The organism is Micromonospora sp. NPDC048930, from assembly GCF_043197935.1.
Taxonomy (GTDB): domain Bacteria; phylum Actinomycetota; class Actinomycetes; order Mycobacteriales; family Micromonosporaceae; genus Micromonospora.
In genome coordinates, this window is the sequence record NZ_JBICUB010000008.1 from 152,276 (window position 1) to 178,478 (window position 26,203).

Here is a 26,203-nt window from a genome sequence, read left to right on the forward strand (position 1 = left end):
GAGATGCACCAGCCCGTCCGCGCCGCCCGCGGCACCGCACGCACCGCGAAGGGGTGGCCGCAGGAGGCCGCGCTGCGGATGCTGATGAACAACCTCGACCCGGAGGTGGCCGAGCGCCCCGATGACCTGGTGGTCTACGGCGGCACCGGCAAGGCCGCCCGGGACTGGCCGTCGTACCACGCGCTGGTCCGGACGCTCACCGAGCTGCGCGAGGACGAGACCATGCTGGTGCAGTCCGGCCGCCCGGTCGGCGTCATGCGCACCCACGAGTGGGCCCCCCGGGTGCTGCTGGCCAACTCCAACCTGGTCGGCGACTGGGCCACCTGGCCGGAGTTCCGCCGCCTGGAGGCGCTCGGCCTGACCATGTACGGGCAGATGACCGCCGGTTCGTGGATCTACATCGGCACCCAGGGCATCCTCCAGGGCACCTACGAGACGTTCGCCGCGGTCGCCGCCAAGCGGTTCGGCGGCAGCCTGGCCGGCACGCTGACGCTCACCGCCGGCTGCGGCGGCATGGGCGGGGCACAGCCCCTGGCGGTCACCATGAACGGCGGCGCCTGCCTGATCGTGGACGTGGACCGCAGCCGGCTGGAGCGGCGAATGCACGACCGCTACCTGGACGAGATCGCCGACAACCTGGACGACGCGGTGGAGCGGGTGCTCGCGGCGAAGCGGGAGCGGCGGGCGCTCTCCGTCGGCGTGGTCGGCAACGCGGCGGTCGTCTTCCCCGAACTGCTGGTCCGGGGCGTCGAGATCGACATCGTGACCGACCAGACCAGTGCGCACGACCCGCTGGCGTACCTGCCGGTGGGGGTGGAGCTGGCGGACGCCCGGGACTACGCGGCGGCGAAGCCGGCCGAGTTCACCGACCGGGCGCGGGCCTCGATGGCCCGGCACGTCGCGGCGATGGTCGGCTTCCTGGACGCCGGCGCGGAGGTCTTCGACTACGGCAACTCGATCCGCGGCGAGGCGAAGCTCGGCGGCTACGAGCGGGCGTTCGACTTCCCCGGTTTCGTGCCGGCGTACATCCGGCCGCTGTTCTGCGAGGGCAAGGGCCCGTTCCGGTGGGCGGCGCTCTCCGGCGACCCGAAGGACATCGCCGCCACCGACCGGGCCATCCTCGACCTGTTCCCGGAGAACGAGTCCCTGGCCCGGTGGATCCGGATGGCCGGCGAGCGGGTCGCCTTCCAGGGTCTGCCGGCGCGGATCTGCTGGCTCGGCTACGGCGAGCGGGACAAGGCCGGGGTGCGGTTCAACGAGATGGTCGCCTCGGGCGAGCTGAGCGCGCCGGTGGTGATCGGCCGGGACCACCTGGACTGCGGCAGCGTGGCCAGCCCCTACCGGGAGACCGAGGCGATGGCCGACGGGTCCGACGCGATCGCCGACTGGCCGCTGCTCAACGCGCTGGTCAACACGGCCAGCGGGGCGTCCTGGGTGTCCATCCACCACGGCGGTGGGGTGGGCATCGGCCGGTCCATCCACGCCGGTCAGGTCTGCGTCGCCGACGGCAGCGCCCTGGCCGGGCAGAAGATCGAGCGGGTGCTCACCAACGACCCGGCGATGGGTGTGATCCGGCACGTGGACGCCGGTTACGACGACGCCCGCGAGGTGGCGCGGCGGACCGGGGTCCGCGTCCCGATGGCCGAGGGCCCGGCGTGACGGACCTGGCCGCCCGGTTCCGGAAGCTCTGGGACGAGCTCGCCCCGGTGGGCCGGGACGCGGGCAGCGGCGGCTACCTGCGCTACGCGCTGACCGAGCCGGAGCTGCGCCTGCGGGCGTGGTTCCGGGAGCAGGCCGACGAGCGCGGCATGCCGGTGCAGGAGGACGGCAACGGCAACCTCTTCGCCTGGTGGGGCGACCCGGCCGCCGGGCGGGCGGTGCTGACCGGCAGTCACTTCGACTCGGTGCCGCACGGCGGGGCGTACGACGGTCCGCTCGGCATCGTCAGCGCGTTCCTCGCCGTGGACGAGCTCCGGGCGGCCGGCGTCGCCCCGGTCCGGCCGGTGGCGGTGGCCGCGTTCGTGGAGGAGGAGGGCGGCCGGTTCGGCGTACCCTGCCTGGGGTCGCGGCTGCTCACCGGGGAGATCGAGGTGGACCGCGCGGCCGGGCTGCGCGACCTGCACGGGGTGAGCTTCGCCGAGGCGCTGGGCGGCCGGCCGGCGGGCGCCGACCCGGGCCTGCTCGGCCGCTTCGCGGCCTTCGTGGAGCTGCACGTCGAGCAGGGCCGTGCGCTGGTCGACCGAGCCGCGCAGGTCGCGGTGGCCAGCGCGATCTGGCCGCACGGCCGCTGGCGGTTCGACTTCCACGGCGAGGGCAACCACGCGGGTACGACCCGGATGGCCGACCGCCGCGACCCGATGCTCACGTACGCGTTCACCGTGCTCGCGGCGAACAAGGAGGCCCGGCTGCGCGACGCGCACGCCACGGTCGGCCGGGTGGCGGTGGAGCCGAACGCCACCAACGCCATCCCGGCCCGGGTGACCGGCTGGCTGGACGCCCGGGCGCCGGAGCCGGACACGCTGCACGGCCTGGTCGAGGCGGTACGCGCCAAGGCGGCCGAGCGGGCGCGGCGGGACGGCACCGAGCTGACCTGCACGCAGGAGTCGGCGACGCCGCTGGTGGCGTTCGACGGCGGGCTGGCCGACCGGCTGGCCCGGCTGCTGGACGCGCCGGTGCTGCCCACCGGGGCGGGGCACGACGCCGGGGTGCTGGCGGCGCACCTGCCCACCGCGATGCTGTTCGTCCGGAACCCGACCGGGGTGTCGCACTCCCCGGCCGAGTCCGCCACCGACGCCGACTGCGCCGCCGGGGTGACCGCCCTGGCCCGGGTGCTGGAGGAGCTGGCATGCCGCTGACCCGCTGGCTGGCCGAGTACGCCTGGCTGCCCGACCACGCCGAGCCCACCCCGGACGTGCTGATCGAGGCCGAGGACGGCCGGATCACGGCGGTCACGCCGCTGGTCGGCGGCGGCGCGCCGGCCGCCGGGGTCGAGGTGCTCGGCGACGCCACCCGGCTGCCCGGGCTGACCCTGCCGGGGCTGGCCAACGCCCACTCGCACGCCTTCCACCGGGCGCTGCGCGGCCGGACCCACGGCGGGCGGGGCGACTTCTGGAGCTGGCGGGACGTGATGTACACCGTCGCGGCCCGGCTCGACCCCGACTCGTACCTGGCCCTGGCCCGGGCCGCGTACGCCGAGATGGCGCTCGCCGGGATCACCTGCGTGGGCGAGTTCCACTACCTGCACCACGGGCCGGACGGGAAGCCGTACGACGATCCGAATGCGATGTCGGCGGCGCTGGTCGAGGCCGCCGCGCACGCCGGGATCCGGCTCACGCTGCTCGACGCCTGTTACCTGACCTCCACCGTCGACGGTGAGCCGCTGGTCGGGCCGCAACGGCGGTTCGGCGACGGGGACGCGCTGCGCTGGGCGGAGCGGGTAGCGGCCTTCCGCCCGGAGGACGGCCACGTCCGGGTAGGCGCTGCCATCCACTCGGTCCGCGCGGTGCCGGCGGAGCAGCTCGCCACCGTGGCCAACCTTGCCGACCGCGCCGGTGTGCCGCTGCACGTGCACCTGTCGGAGCAGCCGGCCGAGAACGACGCCTGCCGGGCCGTGCACGGCTGCACCCCGACCCGGCTGCTGGCCGACCACGGGGTGCTCGGCGGGCACACCACGGCCGTGCACGCCACCCACCCGACCAGCGTCGACATCAGCCTGCTCGGGGAGAGCCGGACCGGTGTCTGCCTCTGCCCCACCACCGAGCGGGACCTGGCCGACGGGCTCGGACCGGTCCGGCGGATGGCCGAAGCGGGCAGCCCGCTGAGCCTCGGCAGTGACAGCCACGCCGTGGTCGACCTCTTCGAGGAGGCCCGCGCGGTCGAGTTGGACGAGCGGCTGCGCACCCGGCAGCGGGGCCACTTCACCGCCGCCGAGCTGCTCACCGCCGCCACCGTCGGCGGGCACGCTGCGCTCGGCTGGGGCGACGCCGGCCGGCTCTCCGTCGGCGACCGGGCCGACCTGGTCACGGTACGGCTGGACAGCGCCCGGACCGCCGGGGTGCCGCCGGTCGGCGCGTTCTTCGCGGCCACCGCCGCCGACGTGACCACCGTGGTGGTCGACGGGCGGACGGTGGTCGCCGAGGGCCGCCACCTGACCGTCGACGTGCCGGCCGAACTGCACGCCGCCATCACGGAGGTGACCCGCTCGTGAGCAGCCTGCTGGTGGGCAACATCGGGGAGCTGGTCACCAACTCCCCCTGGGAGGGCGAGCGCGATCCACTGGGCATCCGGCGCGACGTCGCCCTGCTGGTCGAGGACGGGCAGGTGGCCTGGATCGGGCCGACCCGGGACGCCCCGGCCGCCGACCGGCGGATCGACGCCGGGGGCGCGGCCGTGCTGCCCGGTTTCGTGGACAGCCACGCCCATCTGGTCTTCGCCGGGGACCGGGCCGCCGAGTTCGCCGCCCGGATGGCCGGCGAGCCGTACACCGGGGGCGGGATCCGGACCACCGTCGGCGCCACCCGCGCCGCCTCCGACGACGAGCTGCGGGCCACCGTACGGCGGCTGCGCGGCGAGGCGATGCGGCAGGGCACCACCACCATCGAGATCAAGAGCGGGTACGGGCTGACCGTCGCCGACGAGGCCCGCTCGCTGCGGATCGCCGCCGAGTTCACCGAGGACACCACGTTCCTCGGCGCGCACGTGGTGCCCGCCGAGTACGCCGACCGCCCGGACGACTACGTGGGCATGGTGTGCGGGCCGATGCTGGCCGCCGCCGCCCCGTACGCCCGCTGGGTCGACGTGTTCTGCGAGCGGGGCGCCTTCGACGTGGACCACGCCCGGGCGATCCTCGCCTGCGGGCAGGCCGTCGGGCTGGGCGTGCGGGTGCACGCCAACCAGCTCGGTCCCGGGCCGGGTGTCCGGCTCGGGGTGGAGCTGGGCGCGGCCAGCGTGGACCACTGCACCCACCTCTCCGACGCCGACGTCGACGCGCTCGCCGGCTCGGAGACGGTGGCCACCCTGCTGCCCGGGGCGGAGTTCTCCACCCGGTCGCCGTACCCGGACGCCCGCCGGCTGCTCGACGCCAGCGTCACCGTGGCGCTGGCCACGGACTGCAACCCCGGCTCGTCGTACACCTCGTCGATGCCGTTCTGCATCGCCCTCGCCGTACGCGAGATGCGGATGACCCCGGCGGAGGCCGTGTGGGCGGCGACCGCCGGCGGGGCGGCGGCGCTGCGCCGCACCGACGTGGGCCGGCTGGCGCGGGGCGCGCGGGCCGACCTGATGATCCTCGACGCCCCGTCCCACCTGCACCTGGCCTACCGGCCGGGGGTTCCTCTGATCCGCCAGGTTCTGCACAACGGAGTGCCGCAATGTCGACAGTGATCATCCAGCCCACCGGGATCTCCCCCGCCGACGTGCTCGCCGTGGCCCGCGGCACCGCCAAGGTCGTCCTCGACCCCGCCGCCGTGGAGGCGATGGCGGCCAGCCGGTCCATCGTGGACGGCATCGAGGCCGCCGGCCGCCCGGTGTACGGCGTCTCCACCGGCTTCGGGGCGCTGGCCAACACCTTCGTCGCGCCCGAGCGGCGGGCCGAGCTGCAGCACGCGCTGATCCGCTCGCACGCCGCCGGGGTCGGCGCGCCGATGCCCCGCGAGGTCGTCCGGGCGATGATGCTGCTGCGGGTCCGCTCGCTCGCCCTCGGCCGCTCCGGGGTCCGGCCGCTCGTCGCCGAGGCCCTGGTGGACCTGCTCAACCACGAGGTCACTCCGTGGGTGCCGGAGCACGGCTCGCTGGGCGCCTCCGGCGATCTGGCCCCGCTCGCGCACTGCGCGCTGGTGCTGCTCGGCGAGGGCTGGGTGCTCGGCCCGGCCGGTGACCGGATCCCGGCGGCGGACGCGCTGCGCCGGGTCGGGCTGGCGCCGGTCGAGCTGGCCGCCAAGGAGGGGCTGGCGCTGATCAACGGCACCGACGGCATGCTCGGCATGCTGCTGCTGGCGATCCACGACGCCCGGCACCTGTTCACCATGGCCGACGTGACGGCCGCGCTGGCCATCGAGGCGATGCTCGGCTCGGAGCGGCCGTTCCTGCCCGAGCTGCACGCGATCCGGCCGCACCCCGGCCAGGCGGCGTCGGCGGCGAACATCCACAGGCTGCTGCAGGACTCGGCGGTGATGGACTCGCACCGCGACGACCTGGCGCACGCGGTGCAGGACGCGTACTCGATGCGCTGCGCGCCGCAGGTGGCCGGCGCGGCCCGGGACACCCTCGACTTCGTCGAGGTGGTGGCCGGCCGGGAGCTGCTCTCCGTGGTGGACAACCCGGTGGTCCTGCCAGACGGGCGGGTCGAGTCGACCGGCAACTTCCACGGTGCGCCGCTCGGCTTCGCCGCCGACTACCTGGCCATCGCCGCCGCCGAGGTGGGCGCCATCGCCGAGCGCCGGGTGGACCGGCTGCTGGACGTCACCCGCTCCCGGGACCTGCCGGCGTTCCTCTCCCCCGACGCCGGCGTCAACTCGGGCCTGATGATCGCCCAGTACACGGCGGCCGGGATCGTCGCCGAGAACCGGCGGCTGGCCGCCCCCGCCTCGGTCGACTCGCTGCCCACCAGCGGCATGCAGGAGGACCACGTCTCGATGGGCTGGGCCGCGGCCAAGAAGCTGCGGACCGTGCTGGACAACCTGACCAGCCTGCTCGCGGTGGAACTGCTGGCCGCCGTACGCGGGCTCCAGCTGCGCGCCCCGCTGAACCCGTCCCCGGCCGGCCGGGCCGCGCTGGCCGCGCTCGGCGCCGCCGCCGGCGAGCCGGGCCCCGACGTGTTCCTCGCCCCGCTCATGGAGGCCGCGCGGGAAGTGCTGGGCGGCCCCGAGCTGCGCGCGGCGATCGAACGGGAGGTCGGCCCGCTGGCCTGAGCGGTGGCGCTGTCGGCCGGGGCTGCTAGCGTTCGCCGCCGTGACTGACGACGAAGCCGGGACCGCCCCGGCCCCTGCCGACACCGCCACCGGCGGCGAGCGGACCCGCACCGAGCTGCGGGCCTTCGTCCGCCGGCAGGTGGCGCTGGCCGAGCGGCCGGCGGCGGCCATCGTGGCCGAGACGGTGGAGTACCTGCACGGCCGGGCCGAGCCGGACCGGCTCGCCGAGCTGGCCTGGCCGGTGGTGGCCGAGGAGCTGACCGCGCACCTGGCCGCGCAGGAGAGCTGGCCGGAGGTGACCGACAGCGACCGGCTCACCGCCGCCTTCCGGGCGCTCACCGCCGCCGGGATCGTGGCCCGGGAGAACTTCACCTGCTGCCAGAACTGCGGGCTGGGTGAGATCGGTGCCGACGTGCCGCGCGGCGTGGAGCCGCGCGGCTACGCCTTCTACCACCAGCAGGACGCCGAGCACGGTGTTGAGGGCGCCGGGGTGTACGTCGCGTACGGGCTGTTCGAGCAGCCGCCCTCGGCGGAAGTCGGCGAGGAGGTGGCGGCGGCGCTGCGGGCCCAGGGGCTGACCGTGCACTGGGACGGTGACGTGGCCAGCCGGATCCACGTTCCGCTGCGCTGGCGGCGGCGCCGGGTCGGCCGGCTCGCCGCCGTACCGACGCCGGTGGACGAGGACGTCGAGGTCGACGTGGAGTTGCTCGGCGAGTGGACCGGGGTGCACGCCCCCGCGGAGGGTTCGGTACCGGCCGGCCGGATCGCGGCCCTGCACCTGCCGTGGCTGCCCGGCGCCGTCCGGATGCGCCTGAGCTGGGAGGGCCGGTCGGTGGAGGTGCGCCGTGCCGGTGACACCCTGGTCGGGACGTACGCCGATCCGGGGGTGCCGGAGCTGACGGTGGGCCGGCACGACGGGTTGGCGCTGGTCCGGCGGCTGTGCGGACTGCCCCCGGGCGGCGTGCCGGCGCCCGCCCCGGTCGGCTTCCTGGAGGTGACCGGGGATCAGGCCGGCTGGTCGGACCGGGCGGTGCCGGTGGACCTGGCGGAGGTGCTGGCCCTGGTGCGGGCGATGCGCCCGCTCAGCTACGACTTCCTCACCTGTGTCGGTCGGTCGGGCGGTTGCGTGCAGACCACCTGGGAGCCCAAGGGCCTCTGGGTGGAGGAGCTGGACACCGAGGCGGGCCTGGTGGTGGGCCGCTTCGCCACCCTGGCCGAGGTGGAACGGGTGCTGACGGTGCTGGCCGTCGAGGACCGGGTGGCCGTGCGCGAGTTGGGCGGCGAGCTGACCACGATGAATCTGCGCTGACCGGGCGTCCTCGCCCGGCCGGGGATGGTGCCTCGATGGCTGACGGCTCAGCCACCCGTCCGACGGCGTGTCGAGTCGCCCGCCCGCCAGCGATCGGGGCGTGACCGTGGCGGGCGGCGGGTGGTCAGGCGGCCGGCGGCAGCACCTTCGCGGCGAGCTTGGCCAGCTCGCGCAGGGCCTTGCCGCGGTGGCTGACCGCGTCCTTCTCCTCCGGGGTCAGTTCCGCGTTGGTCCGCTCCTGGCCGTCGCCGAGGAAGATCGGGTCGTACCCGAAGCCGCCCTCGCCGCGCGGCGCGCGCAGCAGCCGGCCCGACTGGCGGCCGTCGACCAGGTGCTCCTTGCCGCTGGGCAGCACCAGCGCCACGGTGCAGACGAAGGCGGCACCCCGGTGCTCGTCCGGCACGTCGGCGACCTGGTCCAGCACCAGTTGGAGGTTGGCCCGGTCGTTGCCGTGCCGGCCGGCCCAGCGGGCGCTGAACACGCCCGGCATGCCGTTGAGCGCGTCCACGGCCAGCCCGGAGTCGTCGGCGATGGTCGGCAGGCCGGTACGCCGGCAGCCCTCCCGCGCCTTGATCAGGGCGTTCTCGCCGAAGGTGAGGCCGGTCTCCGGCAGCTCCGGGTACTCCTCGACGTCGTCGAGGCCGAGCAGGGCGATCCGGTGCGCGCCGAGCGCGCCGTCGAGGATCCGCTGCAGCTCGACGAGCTTCTTCCGGTTCCGGGTGGCGAGGAGGACCTTGTTCATGAGGTGAGCGCCTTCCGCTGCGCGTCGGCCAGTTCCAGACAGCCCGCCACGCCCAGGTCGAGCAGGGCGTCGAGCTGGTCGCGGGCGAAGACGCCGGCCTCGCCCGTCCCCTGCACCTCGACGAAGTCGCCGGTCCCGGTGCAGACCACGTTCATGTCGACCTCGGCCGCGACGTCCTCCGCGTAGCAGAGGTCCAGCCGCGGCTCGCCGGCGATGATGCCGACGCTGACCGCCGCCACCGACCGGTGCATCACCTTCTCCACCTTGCCGGCGAGCGACTTGCGCTCGGCGAGCCAGGTCACCGCGTCGTACAGCGCCACGTACGCGCCGGTGATGGCGGCGGTCCGGGTGCCCCCGTCGGCCTGGAGCACGTCGCAGTCGAGCACGATCGAGTTCTCGCCGAGGGCCTTCAGGTCGACGCAGGCGCGCAGGCTGCGGCCGATCAGCCGGGAGATCTCGTGGGTACGCCCACCGATCTTCCCCTTCACGCTCTCCCGGTCCGAGCGAGTGTTCGTGGCCCGGGGCAGCATCGCGTACTCGGCGGTCACCCAGCCGAGGCCGGAGCCCTTCCGCCAGCGGGGCACCCCCTCGGTCACGCTCGCCGTGCAGAGCACCCGGGTCGCGCCGAACTCGACGAGGACGGAGCCCTCCGGGTGGGTGCTCCAGCCCCGGGTCAGGGTCACCGGTCGGAGTTGGTCGGGCCGCCGCCCGTCAGGTCGCGCCATGCCTGCACCTTATGCGGTGCGCCGATCGGACCGTCCCGGGGTGCCCGGAAGCCGGCGGCGGCGTCCGACGGGGTGGGTCGACGCCGCCTTTGCTCTGCAGCCACGGACGCAACAGCTGGCCACGCGGCGGGTGCTGCGTGCGTGGCTGCAGAGCAAAGGGTGCCGGAGACCAGGTCGCCGGCGGGGCAGACCGCCGGCGAAACCTCCGGTCAGGCCCCCGCCGGGCGGCACCTCAGGGGGCCCGACCCGCGGGTACGGGTCGGGGTCGCCGGAAGAGGGTCGGTCAACCGGGCGATCTCAGGGCGCGGTCATCGGCTCGGCTGTCCCGTCGCGCGCTTCCGACTCCAGGCCGTGCGCCCGGAGGAAACCGGCGACGGCGGCGGGCCAGCCGAACTGCTCGGCCCGGCCGCGGGCCGCCGCGCGCCGTACCGCCTCCGGCCGTTCCAGCAGCCGGACGACGGCCGCGGCGAGCGCCGACGGGGTGCCGTAGGCGGCGAGTCCGCCCGGTCCGATCACCTCCGGCAGGGCGCTGGCCGCGTTGGCCACCACCGGGGTGCCGCAGGCCAGCGCCTCCAGCCCGGCCAGGCCGAAGGTCTCCACCGGCCCGGGCGCCAGCACCACGTCCGCCGAGGCGAGCAGGACCGCGAGGGCGGTCCGGTCGGGCAGGAAGCCGGTGAAGTGCACCGGCAGGCCGGCGGCCCGCCGGGCCAGCGTGGGCCGCAGCGGCCCGTCCCCCACCATCACCAGCACCGCGGGCACGCCGGCCCGGCGCAGCCGGACCAGGGCACCCACCGCCAGGTCGGGCCGCTTCTCCATCGACAGCCGGGCGCAGTGCACCAGCAGCACCTCGCTGTGGTCGGCGTACCGCTCGCGCAGCATCGGGTCGGCGCGGCGGGGGTGGAAGGTGGCCAGGTTCACGCCGAGGGGCACCAGGTCGACGCCCGGGCCGCCCAGCCGGGCGAACTCCTCGGCGGCCCAGCCGGTGGTGCAGACGACCCGGTCGTGGTCGCGCAGGGTCTCCCGGTTCAACCGGTCGGCGATCCGGCGGGCTGCGGCGGCCGGCAGCCGCCACTGCCCGAGCAGCCCGGTCAGGCTCTCGTGCGAGACCATCACCGAGGGCACCCGGTGCGCCCGGGCCCACCGGCCGGTCCAGCGCAGGGTGCTGCGGTCGGACACCTCGAGCCGGTCGGGGGCCAGGTCGGCGAGCACCCCGGCCAGGCGCCCCCGATCGGTCAGCAGCCGGTAGCCGCCGCTGCCGGGCAGCACCGGCCCGGGCAGGGTGATCTCGCGGCCCCACGGCCGCCGGGTGTCGCCGTACCGGGCGCCGGGGATCACCAGCACCGGTTCGTGGCCGGCGGCGAGGTAGCCCGCACCGAGGTGGCGCAGCGCGGTACGCAGCCCGCCGGAGCGGCCGGTCACGAAGTTCGCCACCCGCACGATGCGGGCCGGACGGCCGGTCATCCCCACGCCGGCAGGCCCGGCGCCGGGGTACCGGTCCGCACCGCCGCGTAGTGCCCGATCAGTTCGTCCCCCACCGCGCTCCAGCTGCGCCGGCTCACCGCCACCCGGGCGGCCAGCCCGTAGCCGGCGCGGCGGGCAGGGTCGGCGGCGAGTTCCGCCACGGCGGCGGCGAGCGCCGCCCCGTCGCCGGGCGGCACCAGCAGGCCGGTGACGCCCGACTGGACCAGGTCGACCGGGCCGCCGCTGGCCGGGGCAACCACCGGCACTCCGCTGGCGGCGGCCTCCTGGAGGGTCTGCCCGAACGTCTCGTGGGGACCGGTGTGGACGAAGACGTCGAGGCTAGCGTAGAGCCGGGCCAGCGCCTCGCCGTGCTGAACGCCGAGGAACCGCACGCCGGGCAGGGCCCGTTCGAGCTGCGGGCGGGCGGGGCCGTCGCCGGCCACCACCACCCGGACGCCGGGCAGCCCGGCGACCGCGGCCAGCAGGTCGACCCGCTTCTCCGGAGCAAGCCGCCCCACGTACCCGACGAGGAGTTCGCCGCCGGGCGCCAGCGTGCGGCGGAGTTCCTCGCTGCGCCGGGCCGGGTGGAAGCGGTCCGCGTCCACACCGCGCCGCCACAGCCAGATCCGTTGGATTCCGTTGGCGATCAGGTCGGCCGCCGCCCGGGTCGAGGGCGCAAGGGTACGCTGCGCCGAGTTGTGGATGCCGCGCAGCCGGCGCCAGGCCGCCGCCTCGCCCCAGCCCACCCGGTACGCCCGCGCGTAGGAGGCGACGTCGGTCTGGTAGACCGCGACGGCCGGCAGCCCGTGCCGGGCGGCCAGGGTGGCGCCCGCCGCGCCGAGGATGAACGGGCTGGCGAGGTGCACCACGTCCGGCCGGTGGCCGAGCAGCGTGGCGGCCAGCCTGCTGGTCGGTACGCCGAGCCGGAAACCCCGGTACCGGGGCAGCGGCACGCTGGGGATGCGCACCACCGGGTACGGGTGCCGGTCGGTGGCGCGACGCCGCCCGCCGGCCGGGGCGGGCGCGATGACCAGCGGTTCGTGGCCGCGCGCCAGCAGGTGTTCCGCGGTCTGGACGACGGAGTGCGCCACGCCGTTCACGTCCGGCGGGAACGACTCGGTCACGATGGCGATCCGCATGGCCCGAGGGTGCGGTCCGCACGGGTGCGCCAGGCGACCGGCCGCTGACGCGGCGGCGAACACTACGGCAACGCGCCGCGCCGCCGCCGTGGGTCAGACGTCGTAGCAGGCGCCGGGCCGAACCACGTCCAGCGGGCCGGCGTACGCCCCGGCCGCCGCCTCCACGGTGTGCGCCTCGCTGCCCCAGGCGGCCACCAGGTGGGTGAGCAGCAGCCGGCCCACCCCCGCCTTGGTCGCGTACTCGCCGGCCTCCCGGCCGGTCAGGTGCAGGTCGGGCGGGTTCTCCACGCCGTCGAGGTAGCTGGCCTCGCAGAGGAAGAGGTCGGCGCCCTGGGCCAGGCGCAGGAGCGCGTCGCAGGGGGCGGTGTCCGACGAGTAGCAGAACACCCGGCCGCCCTGCTCCAGCCGCACGCCGTACGTCTCGACCGGGTGGTTCATCCGGTCGACGGTCACCGTGAACGGGCCGATCGGGAAGGTGCCGGGCTGGAGGCCGTAGAACTGGTAGACGTCCTCGACCGTGCTGTCCTCCTGCCCGTACGCGGCGGCGATCCGGTCCGGCGCGCCGGACGGGGCGTACACCGGCAGGGGTGGGTACGGGCCGTCCGGGGCGTACCGCCGCACCACGACGTACGACACCGCGTCGAGCATGTGGTCGCAGTGCAGGTGGGTGAGGAGGATGGCGTCCGGGGCGTGCAGCCCGACGTACCGCTGGAGGGTGGAGAGCGCCCCCGAACCGAAATCGATCAGGAGTCGGAAGCCCTCCGCCTCCACCAGATAGGCGGAGCAGGGGGACTCGGGGCCGGGGAAGCTACCCGCGCAGCCGAGGACGGTCAGTCGCATCCGGTCGCCTCGATATCACCGTACGTAGTCGACACGCCGGCAGTCGCTCCGCCGATGATCTCTACCGACGCGCACGCCACGCTGCGCAGCCTACGCGCCGGCCCGGTCGGGCAAGAATCATCTACCGGAAGTTGTCATCAACGTGACACCCGTACGCGTCCGGTTCGGACAAGAAGGTCGGGCCGGCCGACGGACGTCCCGCCGACCGACCCGAACCGCCGGCCGTCAGGCCCAGAGCTGCCCCTCCAGGGCGTCCTCGGCGTCCGCGAGGGTGCCGCCGTACGCCCCGGTCGAGAGGTACTTCCAGCCGCCGTCGGCCACCACGAACGCGACGTCGGCGCGGCGGCCGGCCTTGACCGCCTCGTGCGCCACCGCCAGGGCCGCGTGCAGGATCGCCCCGGTCGAGAAGCCGGCGAAGATCCCCTCCACCTCGACGAGCTGCCGGGTACGCAGCACCGCGTCCCGGGTGCCCACGGAGAAGCGCCGGGAGAGCACCCCGGCGTCGTAGAGCTCGGGAACGTACCCCTCGTCGATGTTGCGCAGGCCGTAGACCAGCTCGCCGTAGCGCGGCTCGGCGGCGACGATCTGGATGCCCTCGACCTTCTCCCGCAGGTAGCGCCCGGTGCCCATCAGGGTGCCGGTGGTGCCCAGCCCGGCCACGAAGTGGGTGATCGTCGGCAGGTCGTGCAGCAGCTCCGGCCCGGTCGTCTCGTAGTGGGCCCGGGCGTTCGCCTCGTTGCCGTACTGGTAGAGCATCACCCAGTCGGGGTGCTCGGCGGCGATCTGCTTGGCGGTGGCGACGGCCTGGTTCGAGCCGCCGGCGGCCGGCGAGAAGATGATCTCCGCGCCGTACATCCGGAGCAGCTGGACCCGCTCGGTGGAGACGTTCTCCGGCATCACGCAGACCAGCCGGTAGCCGCGCAGCTTGGCCACCATGGCCAGCGAGATGCCGGTGTTGCCGCTGGTCGGCTCCAGGATGGTGTCACCCGGGCGGAGCTGGCCGGCCGCCTCGGCCGCGCGGACCATGAACAGCGCCGCCCGGTCCTTGATGCTGCCGGTCGGGTTCCGGTCCTCCAGCTTCGCCCAGAGCCGCACCGGCGGCGCCCCCTCGGGCACCGTCGGCGAGAGGCGGGGCAACCCGATCAGGGGCGTGCCGCCGCACGCGTCGAGCAGGCTCTCGTACCGCGCCATGGCGACCCGCTCTCAGCGGCGCGCTACGCGCGCCGCACCGGCACCGTGCTGCGCGATCGCCGCTGCGGCCGCACTGTGCTGCGCGATCGCCGCTGCCGCGGCGAAGCCGAAGGCGCCACCGGCCACGGCCGGCAGGATGGTGACGCTGTCACCGTCGTTGAGCTTGGCGTCGAGCGCGCCGAGGAAGCGGACGTCCTCGTCGTTGACGTAGACGTTGACGAACCGGTGCAGGGCGCCGGCGTCGGTGACCAGGCGGCCCTTCAGGCCGCCGTGCCGGGAGTCCAGGTCGGTGAGCAGGTCGGCGAGCGTGTCGCCGGTGCCCTCGACGACCTTCGCGCCGCCGGTGTAGCTGCGCAGGATGGTGGGGATGCGAACCTCGATGGCCATGGTGTCTCGTGCTCCTTGTTCGGGTCGTGCCAGGTGACGGGAGAAAGAAAAGGTGTGCCGACGCTGGAGGGATCAGCGGTCGGAACACTCGTAGTCGACCGTCGCCGGGCTCTGCCCGAACATGTAGGACTGGACGGCGTGCGGGTCCACGGCGGCATCCACGATCTTGACCGGCTCCTCGGTGACCACGCCGTCGACGATGCGGAAGGAGCGGATCTCCTCCGTGTCGGGCTCACGGGTCGAGACGAGCAGGTAGTGCGCTCCCGGCTCACCGGCGAAGGAGATGTCCGTGCGGGACGGGTACGCCTCCGTCGCGGTGTGCGAGTGGTAGATGACGACCGGCTCCTCGTCGCGGTCGTCCATCTCCCGCCAGACCCGCAACTGTTCCATCGAGTCGAACTCGTAGAACGTCATGGAGCGGGCGGCGTTCTCCATCGGGATGTGCCGGATCGGGGTGTCGCTGCCGGCGGGACCGGCGACCACGCCGCACGCCTCGTCCGGGTGGTCCCGACGCGCGTGGGCCACGATCGCGTCGATGATCGACCGGTCGATGCTCAGCACGCGGACCAGCCTAGCGCCCGGGGCTCTCGGGTGGCGAGGTGGTGACCGTCACGAGTCAGTCGATCAGGGCGTTGAGCAGGGACTCCTGCAGATATCCGAGATACGCGTAGACCGACAGTTGGAACACTCGCGACGAGGTGGGGTCCTCGGCGACCGCGTCGTCGAGCTCCTCGCCCAGATCGGTGCCGTCCTTGATCTCCAGCCGGACCCCCATCGCCAGCCGTGCGTCGTTGAGCGCGCGCAGCCACGCCTCGGCGGCCTCGGCGTCGAGGCGCACCTCGCCGCCGACCTCGCCGTCGGGCAGCGCGGCGAGGATCGCGCCGGCCTGGTCGATCTTGGCGGTCTTGAGGTCGCCCTCGGTGTAGCGACGGAACTCGGCGGTGCTCGCCGCGTCCTCCGGGTAGACCTCGGGGAAGAGTCGGCCGACCACCGGGTCACCGTGGTCGAAGCCGTCGGTGAGCAGGCCGACCACCTCGGAGGCCACCTTGCGCAGCACCCGCACCTCGTCCACCGCGAAGGTGGCCACGTAGCGGTCGCCGTGACGACGGAACATGCTCACGGCACCATCCCTGTTCGCGACTGCGGGGCTCGCGACCCCGGCTCACTCCTCGCGCTCACGACCGGTCCACCGTCGCCCAGAGCCCGTACGCGTGCAGCTGCGAGGCGTCGTGCTCCATCCGCTCCCGGGCCCCGCTGGAGACCACCGCCTTGCCCTTGTGGTGCACGTCCAGCATCAACTGCTCGGCCTTCTCCCGGCTGTACCCGAAGAGCTTCTGGAACACCCAGGTCACGTACGTCATGAGGTTGACCGGATCGTCCCAGACGATCGTCACCCACGGCCGGTCGGACGCCGGCACCTCGTCGGTGTCCGGCGTCTCGACCGGTGCAACCTGTGGAGCCGCCATGCCCCCCATCGTGCCACCGGATCCGGGGAACCGATGAACCGGAACGCCGCCCCGGCCCGGATCACCCTCCCGGGCCGCGTACGGCGGCCCGGTCGACCGGCCTACGGCCCCCCGCTCAGGCGAGCAGGATGCCGTGGTCGACTGCATCGGTGAGCACCGTGCCCAGCGAGAGACGGATCACCTCGAAGCGGCGGGACACCTCGCGGGACAGCTCCAGCTCCACCTCCCGCAGCGCCCGCTGGGCCCAGGAGCGCGCGCCGTTCGGGTCGTGGTTGCCGGGCGTACGCCAGTGCTGCCAGCAGCCGCCGGAGAGCGCCACCCCGACTGGCGGCAGCACCTCGTCCCGCTGCGCGCCGGGGAAACCGGACAGGGCGTCGAACGCCCCGCCGCCGGTCAGCCCGGCCACCCCGGCCGTGCTGGTGACCAGGAGCACCCGGTCCAGCTCCCGGCCGGCGGGGTGGTCGGCGAGACCCCAGCGGACGGCGTGCGTGATCCGGTGGCGGACCCCCTCGGCCAGCGGCGCCCCGAAGACCCGGGCGGCCGTGTCGTCGAGGATGGCCCGGGCCGCCTCGTCGCACTGGGCGGTGGCGAGCAGCGACAGCGCCTCCATCTCCCGGTCGAGCAGCTGCGGCAGGCCCGCGCAGCCGACCCCGAAGACGATCTCCTGCACCACCCGGAGGTGGATGTTGGCCAGCTCCAGGGCGAGGTGCTGACGGATCCGCTGCGCGCAGGAGCGGGCCTGGCGGTCGAGCCGGTCGGCGACGTCCCCGGGGTCGAGCCCGGACACGACCGGCACCCTGCCGTGCGCGCCGGGCGGCTCCGGCGGCCGGACGCTGGCGCGCCGCAACCCCTCGTCCGCCGCCCAGCCGACCAGCGCCCGGCGCAGGGCCGCGTGGTCGACCTGCCGGACCGCGTACCAACGGGCGTCGGCCAGGCCGGGCACCGCCGACAGCAGGGCGGCGCGGTGCGCCGCGAGGGAGACCTCCACCGGGTCGACCCGGCGCCCGGCCGGGCGCGGCACCGACACGCCCGGGCGGCCGATCGACGGGACGGACGCCCCCGCGCCCTCCGTAACCGTCGGTCCGTCCACCGGGCCCGCCCAGCCGGCCACCCCCGGAGTGACCGCGAAGAACACCTCGACCCGGGTCCGGGCGAGTTCCGCGAGCAGGTTCAGCTCGGCCGAGCTGAACGCCTGGTCGGCGGAGATCACGAAGAGCAGCGCGCCGGCCCGGCCGACCGCGTCGAGCAGCGCCCGGCCGCCCGCGACGCCGAGCGAGCCGGTGTCCGGCGTGTCGAGCACGGCGAAGTGACGCAGCAGCGGGTCGGGCAGGCTCAGTTCCACCCGGCGTGGCGGACGGGCCAGGGCCGGACCCGCGGCGAGCGGGTCGGCGCCGTACGAGTGCGGCTGGCGGTAGCCCGGCACGTAGGCGGCGCGGGTCGGCACCCGCCCGTGGTTGACGAGCAGGTAGCTGCCGGCGGGGACGGTCAGCATCCCGGGCTCCAGCCCGAGCAGGCCGGCGAGCAGCTCACGCCGGCCGGCGCCGGCCGGACCGGCGACGACGACGGCCAGCGGCTCGTCCGGGCCGGGATCGGTGATCCCGAGCCGGGTGGGCAGGGGCGCGCAGCGCCGCGGCTCGGCCGGCCCGCCCGGATGGGGCACGTCGACCGAGCGGAGTGGGCCCGGCTTCATCAAGCGGCCTCCCGGTAGGGCGACCGGGTTGCGGTCCGGTCGTGTCGGGGGAAATCCGTGGTGGCAGCAGAGTACGGCTGTCGGGTGCGCGACAAGGAATACCCCGGATACTCACCGGTAATCGAGCGATTACTCAACTTCGCTGCGTGACGATGTACACGCGGACGGATTACCGTCGATATGCTGCACCGATGAGTCGGTGGGACTTCGTCGGCCGAAGGGATGAGCTCAACCGTCTGTTGTCGGCGGTCGGCGGCCCTGCGGGACGCGGGTTGCTCTTCAGTGGCAGCGCCGGGGTCGGCAAGAGCCGGCTGCTCCGCGAGGGGATCGCCAACCTCCCCACCGACCGGTACGCGATCTGGTCGGTCTCCGCAAGCGCCACCACCGCGGCGCTGCCCTTCGGCGGCCTCGTCCAGGTGCTCCCCGCCGAGCAGCCGCAGGGGCTCTCCCCCGCCGGCATCCTCCGCTGGGCGGTGGACCTGCTCCAGGAGCAGGCCGCCGGCCGGCCGATCGTGCTCGCGATCGACGACGCGCACCTGCTCGACCCGCCGTCGGCCGCGCTGGTCCACCTCATCGCCCGCGCCGAGAACACCACCGTGATCGGCACGCTGCGCAACGGCGAGCAGATCCCGCTGCCGATCCGCGCGCTGTGGACCGACGACCTGGTGGACCTGGTCGAGCTGGCGCCGCTCGGCCCGGCCGAGACCACCGGGCTGCTCGCCGCGATCCTCGGCGGGCCGGTCGACGCCGGGACCGCGGACCGGCTGTTCCGGCTCTCCGCGGGCAACCCGCTGCTGCTGCGCGAGCTGGTGCTGGCCGCCTCCGGCGGCGACGAGCTGAGCCGGACGTACGGGATCTGGAAGTGGACCGGACGGCTCGAGCTGGCCCCCAGCCTCACCGATCTGATCGACACGCGGATCGGCCAGCTCACCCCGGGCGTACGGGCGGTGGTCGAGCTGGTGGCGTTCGGCGAGCCGCTCGGCCTGCACCTGCTCCAGCGGGCGGTCGACCCGGCCGACGTGGAGACCGCCGAGGAGCGCGGCCTGATCACCGTGATCCACGACGACCGGCGGCTGAACGTCCGGCTCGCCCATCCGCTCTACGGCGAGGTGATGCGCCGGCAGTGCCCGGTCAGCCGGACCCGCCGGCTCCAGGCCACCCTGGCCGAGCTGCTGGAGCAGGTCGGCAAGCGGCGCCGGGACGACGTGCTCCGGGTGGCCGTGTGGCGGCTGGATTCCGGCACGGCGCAGGATCCGGGGCTGCTGCTGGACGCGGCCGCCCAGGCCTTCGGCCGGTACGACGTGCCGCTGGCCACCCGGCTGGCCCGCGCCGCGCTGGAGGCCGAGGGCGGCTCCGACGCGGCCGAACTGCTCGCCACCATCCTCATGTTCGGCGACCGGCCGGACGAGGCGATCCAGGTGCTCGACTCGGTGGCCGGCGTGATCACCGACGACCAGCGGCGCAGCCGCTGGCTGACGGTACGCGGCATGGTCAGCTACTGGGGACTCAGCCGCGAGTCCACGGTGGAGGAGATCGCGGCGAGCGTCGCCGGGCTGACCGACCCGGCCGACCAGGCCCGCGGCCGAGCCTTCGAGGCGATCATGCGGCTGCACGGGCTGGACACCGGCGCCGCGCTGCGGCTCGCCCAGGCGGTGCTCGACCGGCCGGCCGCCCCGGTGGCCGCGCGGGAGCTGGCCCGCTGCACGGTCGCCCACCTCCAGGCCGCCCAGGGGCAGTACCGGCGCAGCGCCACCGCCATCGCCCGGGTGCAGGCCGAGGCGGCCCGCTGGCGTGGCGACATGCCATACCTGCAACTCGCGATGGAGCTGGCCCGGGGCACCCGGCTGGCGCTCTCCGGCGACCTCGCCGGCATCGACGCGATCGTCGCCGACGAGTTCGCCGACCTGGCGGGCGCCGGGGACTTCCGGCTCGGCACCGGCTACCTGGCCATCCTGCAGGCATACGCGGCGCGGCTGCGGGGGCACAGCGACGACGCGCTCAAGACCAGCCTCGGCGCCTGCGCGGTGCTCGCCACCAGCCGGGTGTACGCCGGCCTGGCGCACGCCGAACGGGCCCAGGCGGCGGCGCTGCGCGGCGACGCGACGCACGCCGCGGAGGCGATGGCGGAGGCGGACCGCACCCACGCCCCCGGCATGGCGGTGCTGTACCCCTGGCTGGAGCAGGCCCGGGGCGCGGTGCACGCCGCCGCCGGTGACCTGCCGGCCGCCACCAAGCACCTGAGCGCGCTGGCCGACCGGCTCCGCGAGGACGGCTTCGCCGGCCACGAGCTGCTGGTCCTGCTCGACCTGGTCCGGTTCGGCCAGGCCGCCGCGCCGGTCGGACCCACCTGCACCGACGGCGGGCGGCGGACGGTGGCGCAGCGCCTGACCGAACTCTCCGAGCGGGTCGACGGCACCCTGCCCCCGCTGGTCGCCCGGTACGCCCGGGCGGCGGTCGACGGCGGCCCCACCGAGCTGCTCGCGGTCGCCGACGGCTTCGCCGCGCGGGACCTGGTGGTGTACGCCGCCGAGGCCACCGCGACGGCCCTGCACCACGCCGGCCGTGGCCGGGCCGCCGCCACCGGTCCGGCCCGGGAACGCCTCGCCGACCTGCTCCGCCGCTGTGACGTGGTCGACACCCCCGCGCTGCGGCTGCTCCGGCCGACGCTCAGCGAGCGCGAGTGGGAGATCGCCCGGCTGGCCGCCGAGGGGGCCACCAGCCGGGCCATCGGTGAGCGGCTCTACCTGTCCAGCCGCACCGTGGAGAACCACCTCCAGCGGGTCTACAGCAAGCTCGGCGTGGCCGGCCGGGCCGAACTGCGGGCCGCCCTGCGGTCGATGCCGGGCCAGGAGGGCACCGGTCCGGCCTGAACTCTAGGCTGGGAGCCGTGAGCACCCTTCGCCCCGCGCTGCTGACCGACCACTACGAGCTGACCATGATCAGCGCCGCCCTGCGGGACGGTACGGCCGACCGCCGCTGCGTCTTCGAGGTGTTCACCCGCCGGCTGCCGGCGGGCCGGCGCTACGGGGTGGTCGCCGGGACGGCCCGGTTGATCGAGCTGATCCGGGAGTTCCGGTTTGACGCCGAGGAGGTCGACTTCCTGCGCCGGACCGGGGTGGTGGACGACCGGGCCGCCGAGTGGCTGACCAACTACCGCTTCACCGGTGACGTCGACGGGTACGCCGAGGGCGAGCTGTTCTTCCCCAGTTCCCCGATCCTCACCGTCTCCGGCGGCTTCGCCGAGTGCGTGGTGCTGGAGACGCTGGTGCTGTCGGTGCTCAACCACGACTGCGCGGTCGCCGCGGCAGCCGCCCGGATGGTCACCGCCGCCCGCGGTCGGGCGCTGATCGAGATGGGTTCCCGCCGGGCGCACGAGGGCGCCGCGGTGGCCGCCGCGCGGGCGGCGTACCTGGCCGGGTTCCGGTTCACCTCCAACCTCGCCGCCGGCCAGAAGTACGGCATCCCCACCGCTGGCACCGCCGCGCACGCGTTCACGCTGCTGCACGACGACGAGCGCGCGGCCTTCGCCTCGCAGGTCGCCACGCTGGGCAAGGACACCACGCTGCTGGTCGACACGTACGACATCAGCGAGGGCATCCGGAACGCGATCGAGATCGCCGGGCCGGAGCTGCGGGCGATCCGGATCGACTCGGGCGACCTGACCGTCATCGCCCAGCAGTCCCGGGAGCTGCTCGACTCGCTCGGCGCCACCGAGACGAAGATCATCGTCTCCGGTGATCTGGACGAGTACTCCATCGCCACGCTCGCCGCCGAGCCGGTCGACATGTACGGCGCCGGCACCGCCGTGGTGACCGGCTCCGGGGCGCCCACCGCCGGCCTGGTCTACAAGCTGGTCGAGGTCGACGGGCGGCCGGTCGTCAAGCGTTCCGAGCACAAGGCCACCATCGGCGGTCGGAAGGTGGCGGTCCGCCGGCACAAGCCGACCGGCACCGCGACCGAGGAGGTCATCGTGCCGCAGGGGGTGCCGGACCGGCAGCCGAACGACCGCCTGCTCCAGCGCTCCTTCATCGTCGACGGCGAACCGGTGGCGCTGCCCACCCTCGCGGAGTCGCGGGAGCACCTGCGGCAGTGCCTGATCTCCATCCCCTGGGAGGGACTGAAGCTCTCCGGCGGCGACCCGGCCATCCCGGTGACCGTCGTACCCTCGACCTGAGGAGGACCGGCATGGGCAACGCGTTGATCATCGTGGACGTGCAGAACGACTTCTGTGAGGGCGGCTCGCTCGCCGTGGCCGGCGGGGCGGGCGTGGCGGCCGGCATCTCCCGGCTGCTCGCCGCCGAGCCGGACCGCTGGGACCACGTGGTGGCGACGAAGGACTACCACGTCGACCCGGGGTCGCACTTCGGCAACCCGCCGAACTTCGTCGACTCCTGGCCCCGGCACTGCGTGGTGGGCACCGCCGGATCGGAGTTCCACCCCGACCTGGAGACCGACCGGGTCGAGGCGATCTTCCACAAGGGCGAGCACGCCGCCGCGTACTCCGGTTTCGAGGGGCACGCCGGGGACGGTGAATGCCTGGCCGACTGGCTGCGCCGGCACGACGTCGACCGGGTCGACGTGGTCGGGATCGCCACCGACCACTGCGTCCGGGCGACCGCCCTGGACGCCGCCCGCGAGGGTTTCGCCACCACCGTGCTGCTCGACCTCACCGCCGCCGTGGCGCCGGAGACCCTGGACATGGCGCTGCGGGCGCTCGACGGGGCCGGTGTCACCACGGTCGGCGAACCTGTGATCAGGACCGCTTGACCAGGTAATCGTTTGCAACTGTCGTACCTCCGGTCGAGGATGTCGCCGGAGGTACGGACCGTCGTGAACTTGAAGCCTTACCGGGAGGCACTCGCCCTGCCCGGTCTCCGGTCGCTGCTGCTGGTGTCGGTGCTGGCCCGCGTCCCACTCACCGCCACCGGGGTGACGCTCACCTTCCACGTCGTGCTGGACCTCGGCCGGGGCTACGGCGCCGCCGGCCTGGTGGGCGCCGCGTCGACCGTCGGCGCCGCGCTCGGCTCCCCGCTGCTCGGCCGGCTGGTCGACCGGCGCGGACTACGCCCGGTGCTGCTGCTGACCACGGTCGCCGAGGGCGTCTTCTGGGCCAGCGCGCCGACCCTGTCGTACGCCGTGCTGCTGCCGGCGGCCTTCCTCGCCGGGCTGCTCGCCCTGCCGGTCTTCTCGGTGGTCCGCCAGTCGGTCGCCGCGCTGGTGCCGGCCGAGCGGCGCCGCCCGGCGTACGCGCTGGACTCGATGTCGGTGGAGCTGTCGTTCATGGTGGGCCCGGCGCTGGCCGTGGCCCTCGCCACCGCACTGTCCCCGCGCGTCACCATGTGGGCGGTCGGGGCCGGGATCGTGGCCTCGGGGATCTGCTTCTGGCTGCTCGACCCGCCGACCCGCGGCGCCGACGAGCCGGCCGGGCCGCCCCGCAAGGTGCCCCGCCGCGAGTGGCTCACGCCCCGGCTGCTCGCCGTGCTGGCGGTGAGCCTGGCCGCCACCCTGGTGCTCGGCGGCACCGACGTCGCCGTGGTCGCCGTGCTGCGCGCCGGCGGTGAGGTCGGCTGGACCGGCGCCGTGCTGGCCGCCTGGGCGGTGGCCTCGCTGGTGGGCGGCTTCGCGTACGGGGCGGTCACCCGCTCGTTCTCCCCGCTGGTGCTGATGGCGACGCTCAGCCTCACCACCATCCCGGTCGGGCTGGGCGGGGCGCACTGGTGGCTGCTCTGCCTCGCGCTGATCCCGGCCGGTGCGCTCTGCGCGCCCACCATCGCGTCGACCGCCGACGCGGTCAGCCGGCTCGCCCCGGCCGGCGTACGCGGTGAGGCGATGGGCCTGCACGGCTCCGCGGTCACCGTGGGCATCGCCCTCGGCGCGCCGCTGGCCGGCGCGGTGATCGACGCGTCGGCCCCGATGTGGGGTTTCGCCGTCACGGGCGCCATCGGCGTCCTGGTCGCCCTGGCGGTGATCCCCGTCGAGCTGCGCCACCGTCGCGAGACCGTCGCCCCCACGCCGGACCCCGACCTGGCCCCCGCCACCGTTTGACCGTCCCCAGGCCCGGCGGCAGACGAGCCATCCGCGTCCGGCGCCGGCCCGGGCCCCGGGGCCCGGGTGGGGACAGCCCCGCGCCTCGGCCGCGCCGCAAGCCCGGGCCGGCCTCGCCGGCGAAGATCCAGAGGTGGCGGCCTCCCCGCACGCGGATGCCGTGACCCCGGCGAGGTTGTGGTCTTCCCCTCGATGTCCGGACGACCCGTCCCAACCCCGTCCCGCGACCAGAGCAACGGTGATCAAGGGGTTTGCGTCGGATCAGCCCCCGATCCCGACGCAAACCCCTTGGTCAACAACCCCGAGACGGGAGCCCTCACGAGGCGGGGGCCGGGGCGGCGCCGAGGGGGAAACGGCGACGGGCGCCGCACCCGGTGGGGTGCGGCGCCCGTTCAGGCGGTTCGACGGAGCGTCAGCGCCGGTCGAGGTTGCCGGCGGTGTCCTCCTGGTAGCTGGCGCCACCGTTGGCCTCGCTGGTCAGCGGCTTCGCGCCGCCCTCCGGCGGGCCGGCCAGGCTCTGCCCGGCGGCCAGCTCGGGGAACTTCAGGTCGAACGCCGGGCGCTCGGAGCGGATCCGCGGCATCCGGTCGAAGTTGCGCAGCGGCGGCGGGGAGCTGGTGGCCCACTCCAGCGAGTTGCCGTGGCCCCAGGGGTCGTCGACCTCGACCACCGGGCCGGCCTTGTACGACTTCCAGCAGTTCCAGATGAACGGCAGGGTCGAGATGCCGGTGATGAACGCGCCGACGGTGGAGACGGTGTTCAGGATGGTGAAGTCGTCACTGGGCAGGTAGTCGGCGTACCGACGCGGCATGCCCTCGTTGCCCAGCCAGTGCTGCACCAGGAAGGTGGTGTGGAAGCCGATCATGGTCAGCCAGAAGTGCACCTTGCCGAGCCGCTCGTCGAGCATCCGGCCGAACATCTTCGGGAACCAGAAGTAGATGCCCGAGAAGACGGCGAACACGATCGTGCCGAAGAGCACGTAGTGGAAGTGCGCCACCACGAAGTACGAGTCGTGCAGGTGGAAGTCGAGCGGCGGGCTGGCCAGGATCACACCGGTCAGACCACCGAAGAGGAAGGTCACCAGGAAGCCGACCGCGAAGAGCATCGGCGTCTCGAAGGAGATCTGGCCCTTCCACATGGTGCCGATCCAGTTGAAGAACTTCATGCCGGTCGGCACGGCGATCAGGTAGCTGAGGAAGCTGAAGAACGGCAGCAGCACCTGGCCGGTGGCGAACATGTGGTGCGCCCAGACGCTCATCGACAGGGCGGCGATGGCGAGGGTCGCGGCGACGAGGCCCTTGTAACCGAAGATCGGCTTCCGGGAGAAGACCGGGATGACCTCGGTGATGATGCCGAAGAACGGCAGCGCGATGATGTAGACCTCGGGGTGCCCGAAGAACCAGAAGAGGTGCTGCCAGAGCATCGGCCCGCCGGTCGCCGGGTCGTACACGTGGGCGCCGAGCAGGCGGTCCGCGGCGAGCGCGAAGAGCGCGGCGGCCAGCAGCGGGAAGACCAGGATCGCCAGCAGGCTGGTGACCAGCATGTTCCAGGTGAAGATCGGCATCCGGAACATGGTCATGCCGGGGGCGCGCAGGGTCAGGATCGTGGTGATCAGGTTGACCGCGCCGAGGATGGTGCCCAGACCGGAGATGGCCAGGCCGACCACCCACATGTTCGCGCCGACGCCCGGCGAGTGCTCGGCCGTGCTCAGCGGGGTGTACGCGGTCCAGCCGAAGTCGGCGGCGCCACCGGGGCTGATGAAGCCGGCGGTCGCCATGGTGCCACCGAAGAGGTAGAGCCAGTAGGCGAAGGCGTTCAGTCGGGGGAACGACACGTCGGGCGCGCCGATCTGCAGCGGCACCACGTAGTTCGCGAAGGCGAACACGATCGGCGTCGCGAAGAACAGCAGCATGATCGTGCCGTGCATGGTGAAGAGCTGGTTGTACTGCTCGGGCGACAGGAACTGCAGGCCCGGCCGCGCCAGCTCGGCGCGCATGATCAGCGCCATCAGGCCGCCGATCATGAAGAACGCGAACGCGGTGACCATGTACATGATCCCGATCTGCTTCGCGTCCGTGGTGCGCAGCAGCCGCGCGATGGCCGACCCCTTGACCGGCTCGCGGACCGGCCAGGGCCGGGTCACGACCGGCTTGGGTGCGACGGTGGTCACGAGTGGCCTCCGGTTCTGGGTTGTCCCGCTCGGCACGCGCTGGTCATCTGCGCAGCCGTCATCCGCAAGGAGGATAGTCCCCGGCACGTGGGGGTGCCGCGTGGGGTGGGCGGCTACGATCACTGCCCTT

General features: G+C 74.4%; 22 protein-coding genes. 10 read left to right on the top strand and 12 right to left on the bottom strand.

The annotated features are described in order from the left end of the window. Window positions 1-3: 3 nt before the first annotated feature. Genes hutU through ACGFI9_RS22215 form a run of 6 tightly spaced genes read left to right on the top strand, consistent with a single transcriptional unit; the run spans window position 4 to window position 8,217 of the window. The gene (gene hutU, locus ACGFI9_RS22190; RefSeq protein ID WP_393180474.1) at window positions 4-1,659 is read left to right on the top strand and encodes a urocanate hydratase; all 1,656 of its coding nucleotides are present in this window, start codon (window positions 4-6) and stop codon (window positions 1,657-1,659) included. Beyond that, entirely contained in the window at window positions 1,656-2,855 is a 1,200-nt protein-coding gene (locus tag ACGFI9_RS22195; RefSeq protein WP_393180476.1) for an allantoate amidohydrolase, read from the top strand. Before hutU ends, ACGFI9_RS22195 begins: the two co-directional genes overlap by 4 nt. Further along, the gene (locus tag ACGFI9_RS22200) at window positions 2,852-4,207 is read left to right on the top strand and encodes a formimidoylglutamate deiminase (RefSeq protein WP_393180770.1); all 1,356 of its coding nucleotides are present in this window, start codon (window positions 2,852-2,854) and stop codon (window positions 4,205-4,207) included. Before ACGFI9_RS22195 ends, ACGFI9_RS22200 begins: the two co-directional genes overlap by 4 nt. Further along, window positions 4,204-5,382: an imidazolonepropionase gene (hutI, locus tag ACGFI9_RS22205; protein WP_393180478.1), complete on the top strand. Its 1,179-nt coding sequence runs from the start codon at window positions 4,204-4,206 to the stop codon at window positions 5,380-5,382. The genes ACGFI9_RS22200 and hutI overlap by 4 nt, the downstream gene beginning before the upstream one ends. Continuing rightward, window positions 5,370-6,908, top strand: coding sequence for a histidine ammonia-lyase (gene hutH / locus ACGFI9_RS22210; RefSeq protein ID WP_393180479.1), 1,539 nt, complete (start codon window positions 5,370-5,372; stop codon window positions 6,906-6,908). The genes hutI and hutH overlap by 13 nt, the downstream gene beginning before the upstream one ends. A gap of 40 nt (window positions 6,909-6,948) precedes the next feature. After that, complete coding sequence (locus tag ACGFI9_RS22215; RefSeq protein ID WP_393180481.1) at window positions 6,949-8,217, top strand: DUF6891 domain-containing protein; 1,269 nt, start codon at window positions 6,949-6,951, stop codon at window positions 8,215-8,217. Window positions 8,218-8,341: 124 nt separating this feature from the next. Here ACGFI9_RS22215 and rdgB read toward each other — a convergent pair whose 3' ends face one another. The 11 genes from rdgB to ACGFI9_RS22270 form a co-directional block, all read right to left on the bottom strand. Beyond that, on the bottom strand, window positions 8,342-8,959 hold the full coding sequence (gene rdgB, locus ACGFI9_RS22220) for an RdgB/HAM1 family non-canonical purine NTP pyrophosphatase (protein ID WP_393180483.1): 618 nt from the start codon (window positions 8,957-8,959) through the stop codon (window positions 8,342-8,344). Next, entirely contained in the window at window positions 8,956-9,684 is a 729-nt protein-coding gene (rph, locus tag ACGFI9_RS22225; protein ID WP_393180485.1) for a ribonuclease PH, read from the bottom strand. The genes rdgB and rph overlap by 4 nt, the downstream gene beginning before the upstream one ends. Before the next feature lie 297 nt (window positions 9,685-9,981). Further along, complete coding sequence (locus ACGFI9_RS22230) at window positions 9,982-11,145, bottom strand: glycosyltransferase (RefSeq protein ID WP_393180486.1); 1,164 nt, start codon at window positions 11,143-11,145, stop codon at window positions 9,982-9,984. After that, entirely contained in the window at window positions 11,142-12,284 is a 1,143-nt protein-coding gene (locus ACGFI9_RS22235; RefSeq protein WP_393180487.1) for a glycosyltransferase family 4 protein, read from the bottom strand. The genes ACGFI9_RS22230 and ACGFI9_RS22235 overlap by 4 nt, the downstream gene beginning before the upstream one ends. Window positions 12,285-12,377: 93 nt before the next feature. Then, entirely contained in the window at window positions 12,378-13,124 is a 747-nt protein-coding gene (locus ACGFI9_RS22240) for an MBL fold metallo-hydrolase (RefSeq protein WP_393180488.1), read from the bottom strand. A gap of 225 nt (window positions 13,125-13,349) precedes the next feature. Then, window positions 13,350-14,315 carry a PLP-dependent cysteine synthase family protein gene (locus ACGFI9_RS22245; protein WP_393180490.1) on the bottom strand — a complete coding sequence of 322 codons (966 nt, stop codon included), beginning with the start codon at window positions 14,313-14,315 and terminating at the stop codon, window positions 13,350-13,352. Between the two features lie 12 nt (window positions 14,316-14,327). Beyond that, entirely contained in the window at window positions 14,328-14,702 is a 375-nt protein-coding gene (locus ACGFI9_RS22250) for a MoaD family protein (protein WP_393180492.1), read from the bottom strand. Between the two features lie 72 nt (window positions 14,703-14,774). Then, entirely contained in the window at window positions 14,775-15,263 is a 489-nt protein-coding gene (locus ACGFI9_RS22255) for a Mov34/MPN/PAD-1 family protein (protein ID WP_393180494.1), read from the bottom strand. A 55-nt stretch (window positions 15,264-15,318) separates the two neighbouring features. Next, entirely contained in the window at window positions 15,319-15,816 is a 498-nt protein-coding gene (locus tag ACGFI9_RS22260; RefSeq protein ID WP_393180772.1) for a DUF2017 domain-containing protein, read from the bottom strand. Between the two features lie 61 nt (window positions 15,817-15,877). After that, entirely contained in the window at window positions 15,878-16,168 is a 291-nt protein-coding gene (gene clpS / locus ACGFI9_RS22265; RefSeq protein ID WP_111242404.1) for an ATP-dependent Clp protease adapter ClpS, read from the bottom strand. A gap of 115 nt (window positions 16,169-16,283) precedes the next feature. Beyond that, window positions 16,284-17,858 carry a hypothetical protein gene (locus ACGFI9_RS22270; RefSeq protein WP_393180496.1) on the bottom strand — a complete coding sequence of 525 codons (1,575 nt, stop codon included), beginning with the start codon at window positions 17,856-17,858 and terminating at the stop codon, window positions 16,284-16,286. 191 nt (window positions 17,859-18,049) lie between these two features. Here ACGFI9_RS22270 and ACGFI9_RS22275 point away from each other — a divergent pair, with 191 nt between their 5' ends. Genes ACGFI9_RS22275 through ACGFI9_RS22290 form a run of 4 tightly spaced genes read left to right on the top strand, consistent with a single transcriptional unit; the run spans window position 18,050 to window position 23,903 of the window. Next, entirely contained in the window at window positions 18,050-20,728 is a 2,679-nt protein-coding gene (locus tag ACGFI9_RS22275; protein WP_393180498.1) for a LuxR C-terminal-related transcriptional regulator, read from the top strand. Window positions 20,729-20,745: 17 nt separating this feature from the next. Further along, window positions 20,746-22,032, top strand: a complete 1,287-nt coding sequence (locus ACGFI9_RS22280; RefSeq protein ID WP_393180500.1) for a nicotinate phosphoribosyltransferase — start codon at window positions 20,746-20,748, stop codon at window positions 22,030-22,032. 11 nt (window positions 22,033-22,043) lie between these two features. Then, the gene (locus tag ACGFI9_RS22285; protein ID WP_393180502.1) at window positions 22,044-22,625 is read left to right on the top strand and encodes an isochorismatase family protein; all 582 of its coding nucleotides are present in this window, start codon (window positions 22,044-22,046) and stop codon (window positions 22,623-22,625) included. Between the two features lie 39 nt (window positions 22,626-22,664). Continuing rightward, window positions 22,665-23,903 carry an MFS transporter gene (locus ACGFI9_RS22290; protein WP_393180504.1) on the top strand — a complete coding sequence of 413 codons (1,239 nt, stop codon included), beginning with the start codon at window positions 22,665-22,667 and terminating at the stop codon, window positions 23,901-23,903. 412 nt (window positions 23,904-24,315) lie between these two features. Here ACGFI9_RS22290 and ctaD read toward each other — a convergent pair whose 3' ends face one another. After that, window positions 24,316-26,073, bottom strand: a complete 1,758-nt coding sequence (gene ctaD, locus ACGFI9_RS22295; protein ID WP_393180506.1) for a cytochrome c oxidase subunit I — start codon at window positions 26,071-26,073, stop codon at window positions 24,316-24,318. Window positions 26,074-26,203 lie beyond the last annotated feature (130 nt).